Source organism: Sulfitobacter sp. LC.270.F.C4, from assembly GCF_032922545.1.
GTDB lineage: Bacteria > Pseudomonadota > Alphaproteobacteria > Rhodobacterales > Rhodobacteraceae > Sulfitobacter > Sulfitobacter profundi.
Genome location: NZ_CP136692.1, coordinates 717,910 through 741,120, shown reverse-complemented (window position 1 = coordinate 741,120; position 23,211 = coordinate 717,910). Strand labels below are relative to the sequence as shown.

General features: G+C 63.1%; 19 protein-coding genes. 5 read left to right on the top strand and 14 right to left on the bottom strand.

Annotated features, from left to right (window positions below):
• A complete protein-coding gene (locus R1T45_RS07440) occupies positions 1 to 1,194 on the bottom strand; it encodes a hydantoinase/carbamoylase family amidase (protein WP_317390538.1) in 1,194 nt (397 codons plus the stop codon).
• Between the two features lie 14 nt (positions 1,195 to 1,208).
• Complete coding sequence (fdhF, locus tag R1T45_RS07435) at positions 1,209 to 3,974, bottom strand: formate dehydrogenase subunit alpha (protein WP_317390537.1); 2,766 nt, start codon at positions 3,972 to 3,974, stop codon at positions 1,209 to 1,211.
• 162 nt (positions 3,975 to 4,136) lie between these two features.
• Between fdhF and R1T45_RS07430 the strand changes: the two genes are divergently transcribed.
• The 3 genes from R1T45_RS07430 to R1T45_RS07420 are packed head-to-tail and all read left to right on the top strand — an operon-like array spanning position 4,137 to position 6,489.
• On the top strand, positions 4,137 to 4,787 hold the full coding sequence (locus R1T45_RS07430; protein ID WP_317390536.1) for a histidine phosphatase family protein: 651 nt from the start codon (positions 4,137 to 4,139) through the stop codon (positions 4,785 to 4,787).
• Positions 4,788 to 4,813: 26 nt separating this feature from the next.
• Positions 4,814 to 5,437 carry a glutathione S-transferase family protein gene (locus tag R1T45_RS07425; RefSeq protein ID WP_317390535.1) on the top strand — a complete coding sequence of 208 codons (624 nt, stop codon included), beginning with the start codon at positions 4,814 to 4,816 and terminating at the stop codon, positions 5,435 to 5,437.
• Complete coding sequence (locus R1T45_RS07420) at positions 5,434 to 6,489, top strand: saccharopine dehydrogenase (protein ID WP_317390534.1); 1,056 nt, start codon at positions 5,434 to 5,436, stop codon at positions 6,487 to 6,489. The genes R1T45_RS07425 and R1T45_RS07420 overlap by 4 nt, the downstream gene beginning before the upstream one ends.
• 2 nt (positions 6,490 to 6,491) lie before the next feature.
• Here R1T45_RS07420 and R1T45_RS07415 read toward each other — a convergent pair whose 3' ends face one another.
• The 12 genes from R1T45_RS07415 to R1T45_RS07360 form a co-directional block, all read right to left on the bottom strand.
• The gene (locus R1T45_RS07415; RefSeq protein WP_317390533.1) at positions 6,492 to 7,223 is read right to left on the bottom strand and encodes an SDR family NAD(P)-dependent oxidoreductase; all 732 of its coding nucleotides are present in this window, start codon (positions 7,221 to 7,223) and stop codon (positions 6,492 to 6,494) included.
• Positions 7,220 to 7,786 (bottom strand): DUF3833 family protein, encoded by a 567-nt coding sequence (locus R1T45_RS07410; protein ID WP_205570893.1) that lies wholly within the window; start codon positions 7,784 to 7,786, stop codon positions 7,220 to 7,222. The genes R1T45_RS07415 and R1T45_RS07410 overlap by 4 nt, the downstream gene beginning before the upstream one ends.
• Entirely contained in the window at positions 7,783 to 9,018 is a 1,236-nt protein-coding gene (locus tag R1T45_RS07405; RefSeq protein ID WP_317390532.1) for an MFS transporter, read from the bottom strand. The genes R1T45_RS07410 and R1T45_RS07405 overlap by 4 nt, the downstream gene beginning before the upstream one ends.
• Positions 9,015 to 9,803, bottom strand: a complete 789-nt coding sequence (locus tag R1T45_RS07400) for a DUF1365 domain-containing protein (RefSeq protein WP_317390531.1) — start codon at positions 9,801 to 9,803, stop codon at positions 9,015 to 9,017. The genes R1T45_RS07405 and R1T45_RS07400 overlap by 4 nt, the downstream gene beginning before the upstream one ends.
• Positions 9,800 to 11,119, bottom strand: coding sequence for an NAD(P)/FAD-dependent oxidoreductase (locus R1T45_RS07395; RefSeq protein WP_317390530.1), 1,320 nt, complete (start codon positions 11,117 to 11,119; stop codon positions 9,800 to 9,802). Before R1T45_RS07395 ends, R1T45_RS07400 begins: the two co-directional genes overlap by 4 nt.
• Positions 11,120 to 11,255: 136 nt before the next feature.
• Complete coding sequence (locus R1T45_RS07390; protein WP_317390529.1) at positions 11,256 to 12,269, bottom strand: pyridoxal-phosphate dependent enzyme; 1,014 nt, start codon at positions 12,267 to 12,269, stop codon at positions 11,256 to 11,258.
• Entirely contained in the window at positions 12,270 to 13,514 is a 1,245-nt protein-coding gene (locus R1T45_RS07385; RefSeq protein ID WP_317390528.1) for a DNA recombination protein RmuC, read from the bottom strand. It lies immediately after the preceding gene.
• Entirely contained in the window at positions 13,511 to 15,397 is a 1,887-nt protein-coding gene (mutL, locus tag R1T45_RS07380; protein ID WP_317390527.1) for a DNA mismatch repair endonuclease MutL, read from the bottom strand. Before mutL ends, R1T45_RS07385 begins: the two co-directional genes overlap by 4 nt.
• 283 nt (positions 15,398 to 15,680) lie before the next feature.
• On the bottom strand, positions 15,681 to 16,610 hold the full coding sequence (locus R1T45_RS07375; RefSeq protein ID WP_317390526.1) for a metal ABC transporter permease: 930 nt from the start codon (positions 16,608 to 16,610) through the stop codon (positions 15,681 to 15,683).
• A complete protein-coding gene (locus R1T45_RS07370) occupies positions 16,607 to 17,812 on the bottom strand; it encodes a metal ABC transporter permease (RefSeq protein WP_120350044.1) in 1,206 nt (401 codons plus the stop codon). The genes R1T45_RS07375 and R1T45_RS07370 overlap by 4 nt, the downstream gene beginning before the upstream one ends.
• The gene (locus R1T45_RS07365) at positions 17,809 to 18,603 is read right to left on the bottom strand and encodes a metal ABC transporter ATP-binding protein (protein ID WP_317390525.1); all 795 of its coding nucleotides are present in this window, start codon (positions 18,601 to 18,603) and stop codon (positions 17,809 to 17,811) included. The genes R1T45_RS07370 and R1T45_RS07365 overlap by 4 nt, the downstream gene beginning before the upstream one ends.
• A gap of 3 nt (positions 18,604 to 18,606) precedes the next feature.
• Positions 18,607 to 19,596 (bottom strand): metal ABC transporter solute-binding protein, Zn/Mn family, encoded by a 990-nt coding sequence (locus tag R1T45_RS07360; RefSeq protein WP_411041358.1) that lies wholly within the window; start codon positions 19,594 to 19,596, stop codon positions 18,607 to 18,609.
• Positions 19,597 to 19,771: 175 nt separating this feature from the next.
• Here R1T45_RS07360 and deoC point away from each other — a divergent pair, with 175 nt between their 5' ends.
• Positions 19,772 to 20,785, top strand: a complete 1,014-nt coding sequence (gene deoC / locus R1T45_RS07355; RefSeq protein WP_317390524.1) for a deoxyribose-phosphate aldolase — start codon at positions 19,772 to 19,774, stop codon at positions 20,783 to 20,785.
• Positions 20,786 to 20,829: 44 nt separating this feature from the next.
• Complete coding sequence (locus R1T45_RS07350) at positions 20,830 to 23,175, top strand: aldehyde dehydrogenase family protein (protein WP_317390523.1); 2,346 nt, start codon at positions 20,830 to 20,832, stop codon at positions 23,173 to 23,175.
• The last annotated feature ends 36 nt before the right edge of the window (positions 23,176 to 23,211 follow it).

Here is a 23,211-nt window from a genome sequence, read left to right as displayed (position 1 = left end):
TCAAAGCGCCGCGACGGCCCGGCCCAGCACCTCAACCGCCGCGACCAGATCGTCTTCGGCTGTGTCCTCTTCGAAAGCATGGCTGATCCCGTTGATCGACGGTGCGAACAACATCGCCACAGGCATCAGCCGGGCCACATTGGTCGCGTCGTGCAAAGCCCCCGAGGGCATCTTGCGCCACTTGCCCGGCGCTACCGTCTCCGCCGCATCGGCCAGCGCGTCGCGCAGCCGGGCATCCATCGCCACCGGCTCCAACCCCAACATCGGACCAAAAGACAGCTCCATCCCGCGGGTCTGGGCGACCTCTTCGGCAGTCTCGCGGATGATCGCTTCCATCCGGGACAGACGGTCGCTGTCGCCGTCCCGCCACTGCATGGAAAATACCGCTTTGCCCGGCACGATGGACGAGGCATTGGGATGCAGGCTGACATGGCCGATGGTCCAGACCGTGCTCGGCGTCACCACATTGCGCAGCCGATCGTTGAGCAGGCTGTTGAAGGCAGATACCGCTTGAAAGGCATCCTTGCGCACCGCCATCGGCGTGGTGCCCGCGTGGTTCTGCTGGCCTTCAAAGGTCACCTTCATATCGCGAATGCCGACGATATCAATGACGACACCGATCTGCTCGCCACTGTCATCCAGCGTCGGACCCTGTTCGATGTGCAACTCAATATAGCCGGTGAACTGCGCGGGATCGACGGGGCCGGTGACCATACCCGTCATCGCGCGGCGCGCCTCGGCCAGGCTGACCCCGGCGTGATCGGTGAGACTGTCAGCATCCATCTGATCCAAAGCGCCGGACCAGACGGTCGAACCGGTGGTCACGCCAAAGCGCCCCTCTTCGTCCTGAAACGACACGACCGAGACCGCAGGCCCCCCGGCCTCCTGTGCTGCGCGGGCCACTTCAAGTGCGGCGATCACACCCAAGGCACCATCAAGCCAGCCGCCTTCGGGCTGGCTGTCGGAATGCGACCCCAGCAGGATCGACGGCCCCTCGGCAAGTCCGAAGAGGTTACCCATGGCGTCGACCTCAACGGTCAGCCCTGCGTCGCGCATCCGCCCGGCAAGCCATTCCCGCGCCTCAACATCGGCGGCGGAATAGGCCGGGCGCACCACGCCCTTGCCCACACCCGCAGCACCGATGGCACGCAGGTCGTGCAGGTCTTTCAGAAATCGGGCGGCATCAATCTTCATCTTTAAAACTTTCTTTACTCGGCGGCGACGGCCCCTTTTGCCGCCTCCACCCTAACGGCAGAGAACTTAAACTCCGGGATCTTGCCGTAGGGGTCAACCGCTGGATTTGTCAGGATATTCGCCGCCGCTTCGACATAGGCGAAGGGCAGGAAGACCATGTCGGGTGATACTGCGCGATCCTCGCGGGCCATGATTTCGATACTGCCGCGTTTGGTCGACAGCCGCACATGTTCGCCCGGGGCGACGCCGAGACGACGCAGGGTCGACGGGTGCAACGAGCAATTCGCCTCCGGTTCCAGCCCGTCGAGCACCTTGGACCGCCGCGTCATCGACCCGGTATGCCAATGCTCCAACTGGCGCCCCGTGGTCAGGATCATCGGATACTCCGCATCGGGCACATCATCAGGGGCCACGATCGCGGCGGGGGTGAATTTGGCACGGCCTTCGGGACGCGGGAAACCCTCGCTAAAGACAATCGCCTGCCCCGGATCGCTTTCGCTGAGCGACGGGTAGGTCACTGCATTTTCATGCGCCAAACGGTCCCATGTGATGTTGTCGAGTGAGGCCATGTTGCGTTTCATCTCCGCAAAGACCTCCGCCGGGCTCTCGTAGTCCCAACCCAGCCCCAGCCGCTTGGCCAGTTCCACCTCGATCCACCAATCCTCGCGCGCCTCACCGGGGGGCGACACCGCGGGGCGGCCCATTTGGACCTGTCGGTTGGTGTTGGTCACAGTGCCCGCCTTTTCGGCAAAGGCGCTGGCGGGGAGGATCACATCGGCGTAATTCGCCGTTTCGGTCAGGAAAATGTCCTGCACCACCAGATGATCAAGCTTGGCAAGGGCCGCGCGGGCGTGGTCAACATCCGGGTCCGACATCGCCGGGTTTTCCCCCAGCACATACATCGCCTTGATGTCCCCATCATGCACCGCGTCCATGATCTCGGTCACGGTCAGCCCCTTCTCGGCGCTGAAATCGCCCGAGCCCCAAACCTCGGTAAACGCACTGCGCACCCCATCGTCGCCGACGGGCTGATAATCGGGCAGGAACATCGGGATCAGCCCCGCATCCGACGCGCCCTGCACGTTGTTCTGCCCCCGAAGCGGATGCAGCCCAGCGCCGGGGCGTCCAATCTGGCCGGTCATCAGCGCAAGAGAGATCAGGCAGCGCGAATTGTCGGTGCCGTGGATGTGCTGGCTCACCCCCATGCCCCAAAAGATCATCGCCGCATTGGCCCCTGCAAAGGTTCGCGCCACATCGCGCAGCACCTCGGCCCCGATCCCGCAGATGGGGGCCATCTTCTCGGGGCTGAAGTCCTTCAGATGTGCCTTCTCGGCCTCCCAATTCTCGGTATAGGCCGCGATATATTGTTCGTCATAGAGCCCCTCTTCGACGATCACATGCATGATCGCGTTGAGCATCGACACATCGGTGCCGGGGCGGAATTGCAGCATATGGCTGGCGAAACGCCGCAGCCCCACACCACGCGGGTCCATCACGATCAGCTTGCCGCCGCGTTTGGTAAACTGTTTGAAATAGGTTGCGGCGACGGGGTGGTTCTCAACCGGGTTCGCGCCGATCACGATGGCCACATCGGCGTTCTCAATCTCGTTAAAGGTTGCCGTCACCGCGCCCGATCCGACGTTCTCCATCAGCGCTGCCACGGATGAGGCATGGCACAGCCGTGTGCAGTGATCGACGTTGTTATGGCCAAAGCCCTGACGGATCATTTTCTGGAACAGATAGGCTTCCTCATTGGTACATTTCGCACTGCCAAAGCCCGCTACTTCGCGCCCGCGTCCTTTGAGACCCTTTGCTGCAAAGTCCAGCGCCTCCTCCCAAGACGCTTCGCGAAAGACCTCGCCCCAATTGCCGGGATCGACGTTCAGCCCTTTCGCGGGCGCATCGTTGCGGCGGATCAGCGGTTTGGTCAGGCGGTGATCGTGGTGGATATAGTCAAAGCCAAAGCGGCCTTTGACGCAGAGTCGCCCTTCGTTGGCAGGGCCGTTGATGCCTTCGACATATTTGACCTTATTGTCCTTCACCTTCAACGAAATCTGGCAACCCACGCCGCAGAAGGGGCAAATGCTTTGGACCTCGCTGTCGTAATCCGCACTGTCACCGACCTGCGCCTCATCCACCACCGTGGCAGGCATCAGCGCCCCCGTCGGGCAGGCCTGCACACATTCACCGCAGGCCACGCAGGTCGATGCGCCCATCGGATCGTCGATGTCAAACACCGGATAGGCATCGTGACCGCGCCCGGCCATGCCGATCACGTCGTTGACCTGCACCTCGCGGCAGGCGCGGACGCAGAGGTTGCACTGGATACAGGCGTCGAGGTTCACGCGCATCGCGACATGGGTGTCGTCGAGAAGCGGCACACGGTCGCGCTCCAACTTCGGGAAACGGCTTTCTTCCACGCCATTCAGCGCCGCCATTTCGCGCATGTGGCTCGATTTGTCGTGGGCCACCTCCTGCGCGGGTTGGTCGGCCAGCAGCAGCTCCATCACCATTTTGCGGGCATTCTCGGCGCGCGCATTGTTGGTGGTGACGACCATCTCCTCGGCAGGCTCGCGGATGCAGGAGGCCGCCAGCACCCGCTCTCCTTCGATCTCGACCATACAGGCGCGGCAGTTGCCGTCGGGGCGGTAGCCGGGGGCGGGCTTATGACACAGATGCGGGATTTTAAGACCCCGACCATTGGCCACTTCCCAAATGGTCATGCCAGCCTCTGCCTCAACGGTTTGCCCATCAAGCGTGAATGTGATCCTCTCGGCCATGGCTGCCCCTCCCGCTAGCTATTGCCCAAACTATAAGCAAAACTCGGCCCTTGTCAGGGGCCAATCCCGACACCCCGTCACGGATAAACGCCGCGGCGGTGCATTGCATTGTATGGCCCGACAAGCTGCCCTATCACTTGGGCGAACAGTGAAAGCCATTTGATGTCCCACATTACCCTGATCCGCCACGGCCAAGCCAATTCCACCGCCAAGGACGAGTTGAGCTATGACCGTCTCAGCCCGCTGGGTCATGAGCAGGCCGCGTGGCTGGGCGACCATTTGCGCCAGAGTGAAACCCACCACACGCGGCTTTATACCGGCACGTTGACCCGCCACATCGAGACGGCGGAGGGGATGAACACCGGGCTGGAACCCATTCGCGACGCACGGCTGAACGAGTTGGAGTATTTCACCCTCGCCAATCTGATGGAGCAGCAGCACAAGGTGCCCTTTCCCCGCGCGGGCGAGTTTGTGCATCACCTGCCGCAGGTCTTTGACTATTGGAAAGCGGGCAAGCTTGCCGACACGCCCGAAACCTATGAGAACTTTGAAACGCGGGTGCAATCGGCTCTGGCTGAAATTGCCGAAGGTGAAGGCCCGGCGCTGGTGGTGACTTCGGGCGGGCTGATTTCTTTAGCGATGGCGCAGGCCATGGGCGTGGGCATCCCGGCCATGGCGCGTTTGGCGCTGGCGATCATGCATACTTCGATGCACCGGCTCTTTCCCATCGGCGGGCATTGGTCGCCCGTGCTGTTCAATGCCGTGCCGCATCTTGACCGTCCCGACCGCCGCCTTGCACAAACGCATATCTGATCCCTCGCCCGCGAAAGGCTGCCCCCATGCTGAAACTCCACTACGCCCCCGGCACAATCTCAGTCGCCGTTGCCATTGCACTTGAAGAAGCGGGGCTGGCCTATGAGCCGGTGAAGGTCGATTTCGCCGCCGCCGAACAGACCGGCGCGCCCTATCTGGCGTTGAACCCAAAAGGCCGCGTGCCGACCCTCGTGACCGAAGCGGGCAGCGCCCTGACCGAGACCGGCGCGCTTTTGGACTATGTCGCCGCCCGTGCGCCCGATGCGGCGCTGGTCCCGGCTGACCCTGAGGCCGCGGCGCATATGCGCGGGGTGATGTACTACCTCGCCTCGACCATGCATGTGGCCCACGCGCATAAAATGCGCGGCCACCGCTGGGCCGACCAGCAATCGAGCTTTGACGACATGAAAGCCAAGGTGCCGCAGACCATGGCCGATTGCGCGGCCTATGTCGAAAACCACGCCTTCCGGGGCGATTACGTCGCGGGCGACAGGCTCTCGCTGGCCGATCCTTATCTCTTTGTCGTGTCGGGCTGGCTCGAGGGGGACGGGGTCGACCGCGCCAATTTCCCCCAGCTAAAGGCTTTCGCCGCCCGCATGGAGGACCGCGCCAGCGTGAAAGCCATCCGGGAAAAAGGAATGTTGGCATGACCCATCTGTGGCTGCGTGCCGAACAGCGCGACAATGAGACCCGCACCGGCCTGACGCCCGAAGGGGCCGCCGCGCTGATCGCGACAGGCATGAAGGTGAGCGTCGAAGACAGCGACAGCCGCGTGATCCCCACCGCCGCCTATGCGCAAGCGGGCTGCGAGATCGTCCCCGCGCATAGCTGGCCTGACGCCCCGCACGATGCCGTGATCTTTGGCCTGAAGGAACTGCCCGAAGACGGGACGCCCCTGCCCCATATCCACATCATGTTCGGCCACGCCTACAAGGGCCAATCCTCGGGGCGGACGCTGTTGGAACGGTTCAAGGCCGGTGGCGGCACCTTGCTGGATTTGGAATATTTGACCGATGATACTGGCCGCCGCGTTGCCGCCTTTGGCTATTGGGCGGGATTTGCCGGGGCTGCGGTGTCTGTCAAATGCCGCATCGCGCAGCTGCGCGGAGAGACTTGCGGCCCGGTGCAGCCCTACCCCGACGCCGAAGCCTTGAAATCGGCGCTGGCCGAAGACCTCGCGCAGGTCGATGCAGGCCAAGACCGCGCGCTGGTGATCGGCGCTTTGGGCCGCGTGGGGCGCGGGGCGAGCGATCTTTGCGAGGCTTTGGGCATTCCCGTCACCGGCTGGGATATGCCTGAGACCGCCCACGGCGGGCCATTCCCTGAGATCCTCAAGCATGCCTATTTCTTCAATTGCATCCTCGCAGGCCCCGAGACTCCGGCCTTCGTCCGCCCCGATGCCTCAAAGGCAGAGCGCGCGCTGCGGGTGATCGGCGACATCGCCTGCGACCCAGACAGCGCCTTCAACCCTGTGCAGGTCTATGCCCGGGCGACCACTTGGGCGGAGCCAGCGCTGCGTGTGCATGACGCCCCGCCGCTGGATGTCATGGCCATCGACAACCTGCCCTCAATGCTGCCGCGCGAAAGCTCTGAGGATTTTGCAGGCCAGTTGCTACCGACCCTTCGAGCCTTGCCAGAGGCGGGAAATCCCGTCTGGCAAGGTGCGCGGGAGCTGTTTGACCAGCATGTCGCAGAGGTCTGAATTTAGGAAAAGAACCGGTAGTAAAGCCAGTCTGGCAAGAACCGCCCCAAACGGAACAGCAGCGAAAACCCGTAAGGGAAATCCAGTTTGAAACTGTCGCCGTTCATATGCTCATAGACCCGCCGCGCGGCGTCTTTCGGCTCCATCAAAAAGGGCATTTTGAAATCGTTTTTGTCGGTCAACTGGGTCTTGATGAAACCGGGGTTGATCACCTGAACCTGTACGCCGGTCTTGCGCAGATCGGCGTGCATCGATTCCGCCAAAGACAGGGTCGCCGCCTTGGAGGCCGTATAGCCGATTGAGCCGGGCAAACCGCGATAGGCGGTCAGGCTGGAGGTGATGACGATATGCCCGTGGTCGCGCGCGACCATCTCTGGCACCACTTGTCCCAGGACACGCATCAACCCGGTGAAGTTCACATCGGCCATGGTCACGCCATGCTCGGCCTGCCACTCCTGCGCAGCAAAGGGCCAATAGGCCCCCGCCAGATAAACCAACCCGTCGATTGGCCCCACATCCTTTGCCGCCTGCGCCACATCCGCGTCATCGGTCACATCCAAGACCCGCACCCGCGCCCGGCCCGGCAGGGCCTGCGCCAGCTCGATCAGCTTGTCCTCGGAGCGAGCCGAGAGGATCACCTCGACCCCGGTGCGGCTAAGCTGATGTGCCAGTGCCGCCCCAAGCCCGTCGCTTGCGCCCACCAGCCAATAGGTCTTGCCTTGCCAGTCTTTCATCTTTCCTCCGCCGGTCGCAACGTGGCGACCAATTCTGCTACTTTGATCCCGAATTTCCGAAACTGGCTGCGGTTCACGATGGTGCCATCGGGGGTGAGATACATCCAATCGACAGTTTTCAGCACATGACTGCCCAGTTCTTCGGGCAGTCGGATACGATAGCGCAGCTGCAAGGTCGGTCCAGCCTGAACGCCCTGCCCCACGCCGATCACATCCGGGGCGGTGCTGGTGAAATTGCCGTTCTCGCCCAATGTGACGGTCCATTCGCGCTCCTGACGCGAACCGTCGTTATAGCGAAAGGTTTCGGCCACGGTGGCCACATTCCCCTCCCAAGACACGTCGAAATTGGCCGTGAAGCTGCTGGTGACCCGGCCTAGGGGGCCGAAAATCACGCCTTCGCAAATCATCTCATCGCGCAGATGCAACCGCAGGTCGAAGACGGGGAAAGAATCGACATAGTCGCTTGGCGACTGGCCATGAAACTCCCCCAAACGGCGGCGCAAAAAAGTGAGCAATAGACCAAGGCCAAGCCCGACAGCGATAAAGATCAACGGCTCTGTCACGGTGTCTCCACGTCTTTTGCACTGGCGAGCAGAGCGATCGCCAGCAATTTCAAGACGCAAGGTACACCGGCATAGAACCAGATCAACAGGGATATGGATGTGTCGGAACTGGTTCCCGCTGCGGTCTGCAGCCCTGCGCGTTCTAAAGCTGGAAGTAGAGCAACGGCCGCGAAAGCCAAGGTCAATTTGGAGACGAAGGACCAGAGGCCAAAACCTTCGGCAGCCGAGGGGGAAATCTGCGCCATGCGGCTGGCGAACATGGCAGGCAAAAGGGTCAAATCCGCGCCCAATACCGCGCCTGAGGCCAGACAGACTAAGGCGAAAAGCGCAACATCCCCCGGCCCCAGCAACAGCGCCCCGCCGAAGGATGCGATGCCCAAAGCCATTGCGACCAGCAGCACCCGACGCGGGCCGTGCCGCTCTGCCAAGATCCCCCAAAGCGGTGCCGCCGCTGCCGCTGCAAGGAAAAACAGCAGCAAAAGCGGCCCCTCCCACCCCGGCGCCTCAAGCGCCAGTTCGACGTAGAAAAGAAACAGGGTCGAGGTCACGGCAACCGGGGCGGCATTGACCAGCGCGATCAACAACAGCCGCCGCGCCTGCGCATCGCGCAACACGGTGCCGAAGCCACTTTCCATCGGCAGCACCGCCGCCCGCCACTCGCCCCGCATGGCGACCGTGGCCCAAAGCGCCAAGATCGCAAAGCCAACAGCAAACCCGGCAAAGGGACGATCCAGCCCGACGCCCAGTAGCAAAGGCGCGACAGAGGCCAGACAAACCCCCAAAAGCGCGCCCGTCTCGCGCCAGCGGGCAAGGGTCAAATGCCCCGCGCCCGGCAGGCTGTCGGCCTTGGCAACCCCTTGTGCATAGAAACAGATGGTCAGAAAGCTGAAGGCGGAAAACACCAGCGTCAGCATCAGCGCGAACCACAGCACCGGCGCCACCGGCGCGGGCATGGCAAAAAGCCCCAGCATCGCCAGCGCCATCACCGCGCCTGCCACCGTCACCGCAGTGCCGCGCTTGTCGCGCAGCTTTTGGGCCAACCAACCAAGGGCGGGGTCCTGCACCACGTCCAACAGCCGCAAACCAAAAAGCACCGACCCAAGTGCCGTCAGCGAGACCCCGTATTCATCGACATAGAACTTCGGCGCGTGAATGTAGATCGGCAGCCCCGCCGACGCGAGCAATGCCGCGAAAAGCGCATAGGCGGGCAGCCGGGCCGCGCGTCCTGTCATCGGCCACCCGTGCCATGCGCCGCATCACGGGATACGTCGATATTGGGCGCCTCGGGGCGGACGCGAAAACCCGCCCGTTTCAGCCAAAGCTTCAACGCCTGCCAATGGATCAGCGCCAGCACCCGTCGCGCACCGAAAGGGCGGCGCAGCAGCGACCAAAGGATACCGCGATTGGTCAGCGGCGCACGCGGCCCGGTCAAAGTGGCAATCAACCCGTTCTCCCCATCCGAGAAATCGATCCAGATGCCGATCCGCTCAGAGGTGATATCGAAACGAAAGACATAGCCACCCGAGACATCTTGGAAGGGGGAGACATGCATGAGCTTTGCCGCCTTCAGCCTGTCGTCGGGCGCGATCGGGCGTAGGTCTGCATGATGGCACAGATAGGAATGCCGGTCGCCATAGGTGTTCGTCACCTCGGCGATCACCGCGATCAGCGCATCATCCGCCCGACGGCACAGCCAAAAGCTGACCGGATTGAAGACATGGCCCAGCACCCGCGGCTGCGCCACAAGCTCAATCCGCGCGACCCCGACAATGCCATGCGCCGCCAAAACCTCGCGCACCCAAAGGGCTCCACGCCCCTGCCCCGGCGCGCCGCCGTGGTCACTGTCTTGCAGGCTGGTCAGGCCCGGCCCGTTGCGGGCGAAAAGCGCGGGCGTCCTCAGCGCCGTGGCCTCGGCATCGCAGATCACATAGTCGACCGAATAGCGGAAACGGTTCTCTACCGCACCTTTGCGGCCATGAAAGGTTTGGCCCCGGATATGATCGACGCCCGCCGTCACTCCGCCGCCAAGGGTGCCGCCCGCGCGGCCTGCATCCGCTCGACCACATCCACCGCGCTGGCCAGCCCGTCTTCGTGAAAGCCATGCCGCATCCAAGCGCCGCAGAACCATGTATTCTGGCTGCCGTTGAAGGCGCGCACCTCGTCCTGTGCGGCCAAGGCGGCAAGGTCATAGACCGGATGGCGCAGGGTGACTTGATCATAAATCAGATCTTCGCGGATGCTGCGTTTGGTATTGAGCGTCACGAAATGCAGATCGTCCTGTGGGATCGGCTGCAGCGAGTTCATCCAATAGGTCAGGTCGATCCGGTCTGATTTTTGTTCTCGATCCTCGGTATAGACCCATGACGCCCAAGTAGAACGCCGCTTGGGCATGATGCTGGCATCGGCGTGCAAAACGATGTCGTTGGGCTGATAGCGGATTGCGCCCAAGGCGCGCTTCTCGGCCTTAGTCGGATCGGAAAGCATCGCCAACGTGTCATCGGAATGAGTAGCAAAAATCACCTCGTCGAACGCCTCCCACTCGCCGCCCCATGCGCGTACCTCTGCGCCTTGCGCGGTGCGGCGCACGGCCTGCACCGCGCAATCGGTACGCAGGTCAACGCCATTGGCGCGCAGAGCATTCTCCAACCGGTCAACATACTGCCGCGAGCCGCCCTTCACCGTGTACCACTGATGCTGGCCGGAATAATTCAGCAGCGCGTGGTTCTCAAAAAAGTTGACCATGGCATGGGCCGGGAAGTCCATGATTTTCTTGGTCGGGGTGGACCAGATCGCGCCGGAAAGCGGCGAGAGATAGAAGTCGCGGAAATAGCGCCCGGTGCCAAGCCGGTCGAGAAACTCTGCGATGGTCATCGACGGGTCACGCGACACCGCCAGCGCGTTCTTGTTGAAATGCACGATATCGCGCAGCATCCGCAGGAAAGGCGGGCTGAACATATTGCGTTTCTGGGCAAAGACCGCGTTGAAACTGGTCAGCGCATATTCCAGCCGCCCGCCATCAATCGACGCGCCAAAGCTCATGTTCGACGGCACCACCGGCACGTCCAATTCGGCAAACAGCGCCGCGAGATGCGGATAGTTGGCATAGTTGAACACGATAAACCCGGTATCGACCGGCTGATCGCCGTTCTTTCCGGCCATCACCGTCCGCGCATGGCCGCCGATCTTGGCTCCCGCCTCAAAAAGGGTCACGCGGTCCGTTGGCGCCAGCATATGCGCCGCCCCCATGCCGGAAATACCGCCACCAATCACGGCGACGCGCCGGCCGCGCGGATGCTGGGGGTCGGTGCTGTCGTTCAGAGCTTCAAAAGGCATAAGGGTCCTGCTTTGGTCCGGGACTTTGGATATGGGGCACACACGGGTAAAAAGGAGTTAAAGTTGCACTGCCCGATACATTTTCTTGGAGAGGGTCTCGCCGCCGAAAGACTGCCTGCGACCGCGCAAAGGGGTGCTATGACAGCAGGCTTTCAAGCGCCGCTTGGCCGCGGCTCAACTGGCCCAGATAGGTTTCGGTGTCGATATTGGCCCCACAGACGATCACCCCCACACGCCGCCCCGCCAGTTGCGCGCGCAGGGGCCCGAGCGCCCCGGCCATCGCAGCCCCGGCGGCAGGTTCCACCGCCAATTTCGCGGCCTGCTGCAGCACCACCATCCCGGCGCAGATCGCATCGTCGCTGACCGTCACCACATCATCGACATAGACCGCACAAAGCGCATGGCCAAAGGGCAGCGCCATCGGCGGGCCAAGGCTGTCGGCGATGGTATTGACCTCAGGGATGGTCACGGGCGCGCCAGAGGCGAGGCTTCGCGACATGCTGTCGGCGCCTATCGGCTCCACGCCGTACACCCGACAAGCGGGGTTGATCGCCTTGACCGCGGCGGCCACACCGCTGATCAACCCGCCGCCGCCAACAGAGACGACGACCGCATCCAAATCCGCCGCCTGCGCCATCAGTTCCAGCCCCACCCCCGCGGTGCCGAGCGACGTGTGCAGCCCCTCGAAAGGGTGGATAAAAAACCGCCCCTCTTCGCGCACCAGCCGCTCCGCCTCGGCAAAGGTCTCTTGCCCGGCAGGTTTCATCACGACCTCGGCCCCGGTGGCACGGGCAAGGGCGACGCGAAAGGGGTTGGCGTTATCCTGCATCACCACCTTGGCGCTGATCCCCAGCTTTGCCGCAGCCCAACCGGCAGCGATGGCATGGTTGCCCGCGCTGGCCGCAGTGATCCCTCGCCCGCGGGTGTCATCATCCAACTGTCGCGCCACCGAAAGCGCGCCGCGGGCCTTGAAGGTGCCGGTATGCTGAAAACACTCCAGCTTGAGCGCAACCTGTGCGCCGCCCAGCACATCATCGACCATGGGAGAAGAGAGGGTCACCACCGGTGTTTTCACGATATCGCTCCGCAACGCGGCGGCCCGCGTCTGCATCGCCTCCAGCGTCATCCCGGTAATGTCCACGTCGTTCATTCAGCCGTTCCCTTCGGGTGTCCTTAGGGGAACAATAGCCTCGGTTTTGTTTTCTGCCAGTTCTTCGAAGTCGAAATTATGCAAGCGGCCCGCGCGTTTGGCGGCTTTTTCGCTGCTGACTTTGATCTCTTCGACATCGCGCCGCGCTTGGCTGAAATGCCGATCAAGGTTGCCGACACGCATCGCCAGCCGTTCGACATCCTTGTTCAGATTGCCCAACTCTTTGCGAATCGCGCCTGCCTGTTCGCGCATCCGCGCATCCTTCAAGATCGCGCGCATGGTGTTGAGCGTGGCCATGCAGGTCGTCGGGCTGACGATCCAGACGCGCTTTTCAAACCCCTCGCGGACGAGTTCGGGAAAGTTGGCGTGCAATTCGGCATAGACGGCTTCGGAGGGCAGGAACATCAACGCGCCTTCGGCGGTCTCACCCTCCAGAATATACTTGTCGGCAATCGCATTCAGATGCACCCGCACGGCGACCTTCATCTGCTGGGCGGCGGCGCGGGTCTCGGCTTCGGTCTTGGCGCGGCGCAGGGCCTCATAGGCTTCCAGCGGGAATTTACTGTCGATTACGATCGGCCCCGGCGGGTTGGGCAGGTGGATCAGACAATCGGGCCGTTTGCCGTTGCTGAGCGTGGCTTGCAAAGAATAGCTGTCGCTCGGCAGGGCTTTCGACACGATATCGCGCAGTTGGATTTCACCGAAGGATCCGCGCGTTTGCTTGTTGCTGAGGATGTCTTGCAGCGACAGCACGTCGCCGGACAGTTTGGTGATATTATCCTGCGCCTTGTCGATCGAGGCCAGACGCTCCTGCAACTGCGCAAGACTGGTGGTGGTGCGTTTCGACGAGCCGTGCAGCGTCTCGGTCATGCGCTGCTGCATCTCGGCCAAGGACCGGGCCGAGCGGGCGGCGTTGTCGGCCAGCCGGTCCTGCATCTGCTGCTGCACATAGGCGAGCCGCGCCTCCATGCTCTGCATCATCTGCGCTTGGGTGTTGCTTTGTGTATCCGAGACCATCTGCAACCCGCCGCGCAGCTGCTCCTGCCCCTGCCCCAACTGCTGCACATGCCCCCCAAGCACGCGCATCTGCTGCGCCAAGGGGGCGGCCACACGGGCCGAGCGGCCAGCGGCGCGCACCGCCATGATCAGCAAGATAACGATGAGCAACAGCAACCCGGCCCCGGCAAGGGCGGCCAGCGTCACAGGGTCAGACAGGTTCAACGTCGTGCCGCCAAGCTCCATCAAGTGCGCCCGAAAAGCCGTTCGATGTCGGCGAGTTTGAGTTCGACATAGGTGGGCCGCCCGTGGTTGCACTGGCCGGAATGCGGGGTCGCCTCCATCTCGCGCAAGAGCGCGTTCATCTCTTCGGCGCGCATCCAGCGGCCCGAACGGATCGACCCATGACAGGCGACACGGCTCAGGATCGCTTCGATCTTGGCCTGCACGATGTTGCTGCTGTCGCCTTCGTCCAATTCGTCAAGCACATCAAGGATCAGCGCGCGGGCGTTCACGGTGCCAAGGATCGCGGGCGTTTCGCGCACGGCGATGGCATTGCCGCCGAAAGCTTCGATGCCAAGGCCGAGTTTGGCAAGCTCGTCCGCCAGTTCCAGCAGCCGCGCGCAGTCATTGGCGGAAAGCTCGACAATCTCGGGGATCAGCAGCGCTTGGGCCGCGACGCCGTTGGCTTCCATCTGGCGCTTCAGCTTCTCGTAAACCAACCGCTCATGCGCGGCGTGTTGGTCTACGATGACCATGCCACTGGCGGTTTGCGCGATGATGTAATTCTCATGCACCTGCCCGCGGGCGGTGCCGAGCGGGTAGTCGGGGGCGGGGGCCGCCTCCTCGCCCTCGGGCTTGGCATTGAACGGCGCGGGCGCTTCGGGCATCGGCGTGCCCTCCACCCGGCCCCAGACGCCTGCAGTTTCGGCAAAGCCCGGCGCCTGCGCGTTATAGGCCGCTTGCCGCGCGGCGGGGCTGGGGCGGTCCATGCCCGCGCGGTCCATCTGGTAGACCCGCGCGCCCTGCGGTTCCGGCTGCATCGCGCCCAAAGTCGCCTGAGCCACGGTGGTCGAAGCGCGGTGCCCCGCCTCGGCCAGCGCATGGCGCAGGGCCGAGACGATCAGCCCCCGCGCCAGACCGGGATCGCGGAAACGCACCTCTGATTTCGCCGGGTGCACGTTCACATCGACCAGCGTTGGCGGGCATTCCACGAACAGCGCCGCCGCTGGGTGGCGGTCCCGGCTGAGGAAATCGAAGTACGCGCCGCGCAGCGCACCAGTCAGCAGTTTGTCCCGCACCGGGCGGCCATTCACGAAGAGATACTGCGCCACCGCAGAGCCACGCGAGTAGGTCGGCAGTGCTGCGAACCCCGTCAGATGCAGCCCTTCGCGCATGGCGTCGATGGGCAGGGAGTTTTCCGCGAACTCTCGGCCCAGCACCTGCGCCAAACGGCCATGCAGCGCCTCAAACAGATCGCCCTGCTCAGCCTCGGCGCGGAATACATCGCGGCCCTTACCGTCACCCGAGACATCGCGCAGCACGAAGCGCACGAAGGGTTCGGCCATGGCCAGCCGCTTGATGACATCGCCAATCGCCTGCGCCTCTGCCCGGTCGGTGCGCAGGAACTTGAGCCGCGCAGGTGTGGCGAAAAACAGATCGCGCAGGGTGACGATGGTGCCGCTGTTCAGCGCCGCCGGGCGTACCTCGCCCATGCGGCCACCGTCGACGGTGATCTCGGCCCCGTCAAACCCCGACGCTCGGCTGGTGATCGTCAGCCGCCCGACAGCACCGAGGGACGGCAGGGCCTCCCCCCGAAACCCGAAAGTGTGGATATCAAGCAGGTCAGAGCCATCGATTTTGGAGGTCGCGTGGCGCGACAAGGCCAGCGCCAAATCCTCGGGCGCGATGCCGCAGCCATCGTCGGTCACGCGGATCATCGTCTTGCCGCCGTCGGCATATTCCACGGTGATGCGCCGCGCGCCCGCGTCGATGGCGTTTTCGACCAGTTCCTTCACGGCGGAGGCGGGGCGCTCGACCACCTCGCCCGCAGCGATGCGGTTGATCGCGGAATCGTCCAACTGGCGGATGACGGGGCGGTTTTCGCTTATATTGGGGGTCGGGCTTGGCATACCGCAAGACCTAGCATGGGCCATTCCGATTCTGCCAGATCGGATTGCGTCTATCAGAGGGGGAAGACAGAGTCAGCGGACCGCCGCCAAGACTGGGGCGATCCGCTTCTGGGTCGGCTACTCGGCGCACTGGTGCTTTTGTTATTCCGGTCTTATCAGAGCGGCGGGCGACCCGGGTACAAGTCGTCTCCGGCGGAGCTTGCACCCTGTATAAACGCAGGACGAATCACAGGTCAAAGCAAAATCGAATCGGTTGCCCAGAAAACGAATCGTTGCGATTCGATTAAGCGGCGGGGGCAGCGGCGCCTCTTTGCCGATGCGGCCCCATAAGTGCCGCAAACCCAAGGATAACACCCGAAACCGTGGCGATCATCCCCGCCGCTGACACCGAATCCCGCATGCCGATCCACAGCGGCCCGTATCCGGCCAGCACATAGCCCAGCACAGCGGCCAAAGTGGCAAAGAGCACCGACCACGCAATCTGGTACTCCAATCGGTTGGTCATCATCCGCGCGGCGGCGGGGGGGCAGATGAACATGGCGATGACGATGATACTGCCCACCGCGTCAAAGGCAGCCACAGCGGCAATCGCCGCAACGATGACCAGACCAAGACCCAGTGGCCCGGTCTTCATGCCGATGGTACGGGCGAAGCCCTCGTCGAAGGTGCTGATCTTGAGCGGCCGCCAGAAGATCGCGGTAAAAAGCGCGACGAAGAGCAGCGTCACCGCCATGCGCGGCAGCTCCACCGGGAGGGTCGCTAGCGCCTCGGGGTCGAACAGCGACCCCCAGCCGGTCGCATCCAGCCAGATCAGGCTTTCAAGGTTGCCGTAAAGCGCATGTTCCACGTCGAGATGCACATTGCTGGTGTCCGATTGCTCAAGCAGCAGCACGCCGCCCGCGAACATCGCGGTAAAGACCACGCCCATCGCCGCGCCGGATTCGATCTTGCCCAAACGCCGCACGCCTTCGATGGCCAGCACGGCGACCAGCGCCGCCCCCGCAGCGCCCAGTAGCATCGGCCAAGTGCTGACCACGCCGGTCAGCAGAAACGCCACCACAATCCCCGGCAGCACCACATGGCTGATCGCATCGCCGATCAATGCTTGGCGGCGCAGGACGAGGAAATTCCCCGGCAGGGCACAAGCCACGGCAACGAAGATGCCCGTCAGCATCGGCACCAGCGACAGGGGGACAAATTCGGAACCGTTCATGCCATCACCCCGCCGCGCATGTCGATGCGGCTGTCAATTTCGCGGATTTGGTCGGCGGTCAGCACCGTCTCGATGGGGGTCAGACCATCATATTGCTGGGCCGCCGCCTCGTAAGCTGGATCGCGGCGGATCAACTGCCAGCGGGTTTCGTCCCGCAGCGCCTTGGCGGCGCGGCCCCGGCCCGCTTTGGTGGCGACCCCATCGGGCAGCGCATAGCCTTCGGCACGCAGCAGGCGCAGGGTCAGTTGTTCGTAGATCGGTTGTCCATGGGCAAGCGCCAGCAGCCCCTGTCGCAGATGCACCCGGCGCTGATACCGGCGGTGGCGCAGCAGAGCCGAAAGCGCGCCGCGCCCCGGTGCCAACAGCAGCGACAGCGCAAAGAGCGCAAAGCCCACCAGCACAATGATCGGCCCCGTCGGCAGGTTCGGCTGGGCCGCAGACAGCGCTGCGCCGACATAGGCCGCGATACCGCCAAGCGCACCGGAGATCAGCACCACGTGATCGGTGCGCTCGCTCCAAAACCGGGCGGTGACGGGCGGGATGATCAAGAGCGCGACAATCAGGATCAGCCCAACGATTTTAAGGCCCACCACGGTCACCGCCAGCACCAGCCCCATCATCGCCAGATCCGTGCGCGGTACGTTCTGGCCAATGGCGGTGCCATATTCAGGATCGAACGAGGCGAGCGTCAGCGGACGCCGAAGCAGCAGCACCAGCGCCAGCGTCAGCGCCGCGGCCACCGCAATGATCAGAGCGTCGTTGCGCAGCATCCCGGCGGTGGAGCCCAAAAGGAAATCCTCAAGCCCCGCCTGCCGTCCGGCACTCATGGTCTGGATCACTGTCAGCAAGACGATGCCAAGCCCAAAGAAAACCGACAGGACCGAGCCAATCGCCGCATCTTCGGCCAGACGTGTGCGGTTGCTGAGCCATGAGACCAAAAGCAGCCCCGCCGCCGCAGACAAGGCCGCGCCTAGCAGCAGGCCGATCAGGTTGCGGCCGTCCCCGCCAAACGCGACCATCACCATGAAAGCCAGCGCCACACCGGGCAGCGTCGCATGGGAAATCGCGTCGCTGACCAGCGCCCGTTTGCGCAGGAATAGAAAGGTGCCGCCAACGCCCGCAGCCATGCCCAGCAGCGTCGCCCCAAGTGTTACCAGCGTGGCGTTATAGCCCAGTTGCAGCGTCAGCGCGTCCCAGATCATGACAGTTGCAACGCATCCATCTGCGCACCCGCCAAGCGGCCGCCATAGGCATCTTGCAGGTGGTTGGCTTGGAATACCTCTTCGACGCTGCCTTCGGCGACGCGGTGGGTGTTGATCAGGAAGACGTTGTCGAAATACTCGGCCACGGTGGATAGGTCATGGTGAACCGCCACAACCGTTTTGCCTGCGTCGCGCAGGGATTTCAGCACGGCGATGATCGCCTTTTCAGTTGCCGCATCGACCCCGGCAAAGGGTTCGTCCAGCAGATAGAGGTCTGCATCCTGCGCCAAGGCGCGGGCGAGAAAGACCCGCTGTTGCTGGCCCCCAGACAATTGGCCGATCTGACGGGTGGCGAAATCTTCCATGCCGACGCGGGCCAGACAATCGGTGGCGCGGGCGCGGTGCACAGGGCGGATGCGGCCCAGCAGGCCCAGTTGCGGATAGAGCCCCATCAGCACCACGTCGATCACGCGGGTCGGGAAATCCCAATCCACGCTGGCGCGCTGCGGCACATAGGCGATGCGGTGGCGTTGTTCGGCCACCGGCTTGCCATAGACGGTGGCGGTGCCCGCCAGCGGGGTCAGAATGCCCAAAGCAGCCTTGAGCAAAGTCGACTTGCCCGCGCCATTCGGGCCGATGATCGCGGTCATCTTGCCGGGCGCAACGGTCATATCGACCGAAAAAACCGCAGGTTTCTGCCCGTAGGAGACGGTCATGCCGCGCACGGCGAGCGGGCTGTCGGCACGCGATGTCAGCGCGGTCTCACGACTGCTGGCGAGTTCAAGTGTCATGGATCAGCTTCCCTGTGCCAGCTTGCCGGTCATCCCGCCCGCAGCCACCGGCGCGCCGAGCGCGCGGGCGATGGTGGTGACATTGTGATCGATCATACCGATATAAGTGCCCTCATAGCTGCCCGGTTCCCCCATGGCGTCGCTATAGAGCGATCCGCCGATCACGACCTCATGACCGCGCGCCGCAGCCCCTTCGACAAGCGCACGCATGTTGCGGTCGGAAACCGACGTTTCGACAAAGACGGCGCCGATTTCGCGGTCGACCAGTTCATCGACCAACGCAGAGATGCGGTTCAGCCCCGCCTCGCTGTTGGTTGAGATGCCCTGAATGCCGATCACCTCGAACCCAAAGGCGCGCCCGAAATAGCTGAAAGCGTCATGGGCCGTGACCAGCACGCGCTGGCTTTCTGGCACCTGTGCCACGGTCTCGGCGGCATAGGTGGCCAATTGTTCCAGCTCGGCGCGGTAGGTGGCCGCGTTCTGGGCGAAAGTCTCGGCTCCTGCGGGATGGGCCTCGGTCAGGGCGCGGGTCACCTCATCAACCACGGCGATCCAAGTTTTCGGGTCCATCCAGACGTGGGGGTCATAGCGCCCCTCGTAATCCGGGTGGCTGAGCAGATCATCCTTGGGTAGCGCGTCGGCCACAGCGACCACGGCGCGCTTGCGGCCCAGATCCTCAAAAAACCGCTCCATCTGCGCCTCAAGGTAGAGACCATGCCAGAGCACCAGATCGGCCCGTGTCAGCGCCACGATGTCACTGCGCGTCTGGCGGTAGCTGTGCGGATCGACCCCTGAGCCCATGAGCGAGCGGACCTCGACCAAGTCGCCCCCCACGCGGCGGGCGGCGTCGGCAATCATACCTGTCGTGGCGACAACGTTAAGCTTTTGTGCCGCGAAGGCGGCTGGCGCGGCCCCGAGAAGTGCAAAGGCACTCATGCCACCGATCAATGCGGTGCGGCGGGACGGGCGAAAAGGGTCAGATGTATGTTTCATGAGGTATTAATGAGAACGATTCTCAATTAAGTCAACAGTTGCGAATGGTTCTCATTAACAATTGCGGTATCTTGCCTGTTTTTCGGGCAATCGCCCCGTGACGCGGGGTTAGCGTCGCTTGCTTTGGCCCCTGCCCCATGCCATTTTGCCCGCCTGACCAAACCGGAGAGACCCGATGGCCACCCAAACGACCCCGCGCGAAAGCACGACTGAAACCGGCGCCACCGGCCATCTGCCGCAGGTGACCGAACGACGTGTCGAGCCTATGCCGCTTGATATGGACTGGCTGCGCTCGGTGCAGGCGAACACCTCAGCGATCGAGCGCCGCGCCGCCGCCCTGCCCGCCCGCCGTTCGCTGAAAAAAGCACATCAGGCCGCGTGGCTGCTGCGCGCCGTGACCTGTATCGACCTGACGACCCTTTCGGGCGACGACACTGCGCGCCGGGTCGAGCGGCTCTGCGCCAAGGCCCGCCAACCGATTGCGCCCGATCTGCTTGATGCGCTTGGCATGGCCCCGATCACCACCGGTGCGGTCTGTGTGTACCACGAGATGATCCCCGCCGCGCGGCGGGCGTTGGAAGGCACCAATATCCCGATCGCTGCCGTTTCCACCGGTTTCCCGGCGGGCCTGTCGCCGCTGGAACTGCGCATTCGTGAGATCGAGATGAGCGTTGAAGCAGGGGCGACAGAGATCGACATCGTGATCTCGCGCCGCCACGTGCTCTCGGGCGACTGGCAGGCGCTTTATGATGAGATGCGCGCCTTCCGTGAGGCCTGTGGCGAGGCCCATGTGAAAGCGATCCTTGCGACGGGCGAATTGGGATCGCTGCGCAATGTGGCGCGCGCGTCGCTGGTCTGCATGATGGCCGGGGCCGATTTCATCAAGACCTCGACCGGCAAGGAAAGCGTCAACGCCACCCTGCCCGTCAGCCTCGTGATGATCCGCGCGATCCGTGAGTATTATGAACGCACCGGGGTGCGTGTGGGCTACAAACCTGCGGGTGGCATTTCCAAAGCCAAGGATGCGATCACCTATTTGGCGCTGATGAAAGAAGAGCTGGGCGACCGTTGGTTGCAGCCTGACCTGTTCCGCTTTGGCGCGTCTTCGCTTTTGGGCGATATCGAGCGGCAGTTGGAACATCATGTGACCGGCAATTATTCGGCGGCTTACCGTCACGCGACCTCCTGAGCCTGTTGCAGGCTGCGGGACGGTATTTGGAAAAGGATGAAGGCATGAGCGTGTCTGAGATTTTTGAGAGCATGGAATACGGGCCAGCCCCGGAATCGGCGGCAGATGCGCTGGCTTGGATCGTGGATCAAGGCGGGCGTTTTGGTCATTTCATTGATGGGGCGTTCACCGCGCCGGGCGCGGGTTTCGACAGCACCAACCCGGCAACGGGAGAGGTTTTGGCCAGCCTGACGCAGGCGACGCAAGGCGATGTCGATAGCGCCGTGAAGGCCGCGCGAAAAGCGCAGCGGAAGTGGGAGAAGCTGGGCGGCCATGGCCGGGCGCGTCATATCTATGCGCTGGCGCGGTTGCTGCAGAAACACGCGCGGCTCTTTGCCGTGCTGGAGGTATTGGACAACGGCAAGCCGATCCGTGAGGCGCGTGATATCGATGTGCCTTTGGCGCAGCGGCATTTCTATTACCACGCCGGCATGGCGCAACTGATGGAGAGTGAGCTGCCCGATGCGCAGGCGCTTGGGGTGTGTGGACAGATCATTCCGTGGAACTTCCCGCTGCTGATGCTGGCGTGGAAAATCGCGCCTGCGCTGGCGATGGGCAACACGGTGGTGTTGAAGCCTGCGGAGTATACTTCGCTGACGGTGCTGCTTTTTGCTGACATTTGCCGTCAGGCTGGATTGCCGAAGGGTGTGGTTAACATTGTCACCGGTGATGGCGCTGTGGGCGAGATGATTGTTACCCATGAGGATATCGACAAGATCGCCTTTACCGGCTCCACCGCCGTGGGGCGCCGCATTCGTGAGGCGACGGCAGGCTCGGGCAAGGCGCTGACTTTGGAGTTGGGCGGCAAGTCGCCTTACATCGTGTTTGATGACGCCGATCTGGATAGCGCGGTCGAAGGGCTGGTTGACGCGATTTGGTTCAATCAGGGGCAGGTCTGCTGTGCAGGCTCGCGGTTGTTGGTGCATGAGCCTGTTGCGGATCGCTTCTATGCCAAGCTGCGCACGCGGATGGAGAAGCTGCGTATCGGTGATCCGCTGGACAAGAGCATTGACGTGGGCGCGCTGGTGGACCCGGTGCAATACAAGCGCGTGAGCGAGATGGTGGAGGCAAACACCGCGGGCGAGCGTTTTGTTACGCCGGGCGACATGCCTGAGCAGGGATGTTTCTATCCGCCGACGCTGATCACCGGGCTGAACCCGGCCGATACGCTGATGCAGGAAGAGATTTTCGGGCCGGTGTTGGTCTCGACCACTTTCCGTACGCCTGGCGAGGCGGTGCAGCTTGCTAATAACACGCGCTATGGGCTGGCGGCGACGGTCTGGACCGAAAATGTGAACCTCGCACTCGACATTGCGCCGCAGTTGGAAACCGGGATCGTTTGGGTCAACGGCACCAATATGATGGATGCCGCTGCCGGGTTTGGCGGCAAGCGCGAGAGTGGCTTTGGCCGTGAGGGCGGCTGGGAAGGTCTGGCGGGCTATACCAAGCCCAAGACCGCCCAGAAGCCGTTGAAAGAGATCGAAGCATTCAGCGGTGAAGGTGGCCCGGAAGACGGGATCGACCGCACCGCAAAGCTTTATATCGGGGGCAAGCAGGCGCGGCCCGATGGGGGATATTCCGCGCCGGTCTGGGGCAAGTCTGGTGGGCTGTTGGGCCATGTGAGCCTTGCCAGTCGCAAGGATGTCCGCAACGCGGTTGAAGCAGCGCATGCGGCGAAGGGGTGGTCGAAAACCACCGGCCATCTGCGGGCGCAGATCCTCTACTACATTGCCGAAAACCTCTCGGCGCGGGGCGATGAATTCGCCGCGCGGCTGGATGCGATGCAGGGGACAAAGAATGGTCGCAAAGAGGTTGATGCCGCTATTGACCGGCTGTTCACCTATGCCGCTTGGGCCGACAAATACGACGGTCAGGTGCACGGCGTGCCGATCCGGGGCGTGGCCTTGGCGATGAAGGAGCCTGTGGGCGTGATCGGGGCGCTTTGCCCGGCAGAGGCACCGCTATTGGGGTTGGTCGCTTGCATGGCGCCAGCGATTGCCATGGGCAACCGGGTGATCCTGTCGGCGAGCGAACCCTTCCCGCTGGCGGCGACCGATTTCGTGCAGGTGCTTGAAACATCGGACGTACCTGCCGGGGTGGTCAATATCTTGACCGGGCCACAGGCCGATTTGGCCGAGCCGATGGCGCGGCATATGGATATTGATGCCGTCTGGTGCTTTGGCGCAGCGGAATTGTCTGGCGTGGTTGAGAAAGGGGCGGCGAGCAATATCAAGCGTACCTGGGTAAACCACGGTATGGCGCGCGATTGGTTCGGGACCGATGGCACGGGGCGCGAATTCCTGCAAGCCGCGACAGAGGTTAAGAATATCTGGGTGCCTTACGGCGAATAAGCCCTGTCACCAGAGACAAGTTGAAAGCGCCGCCCC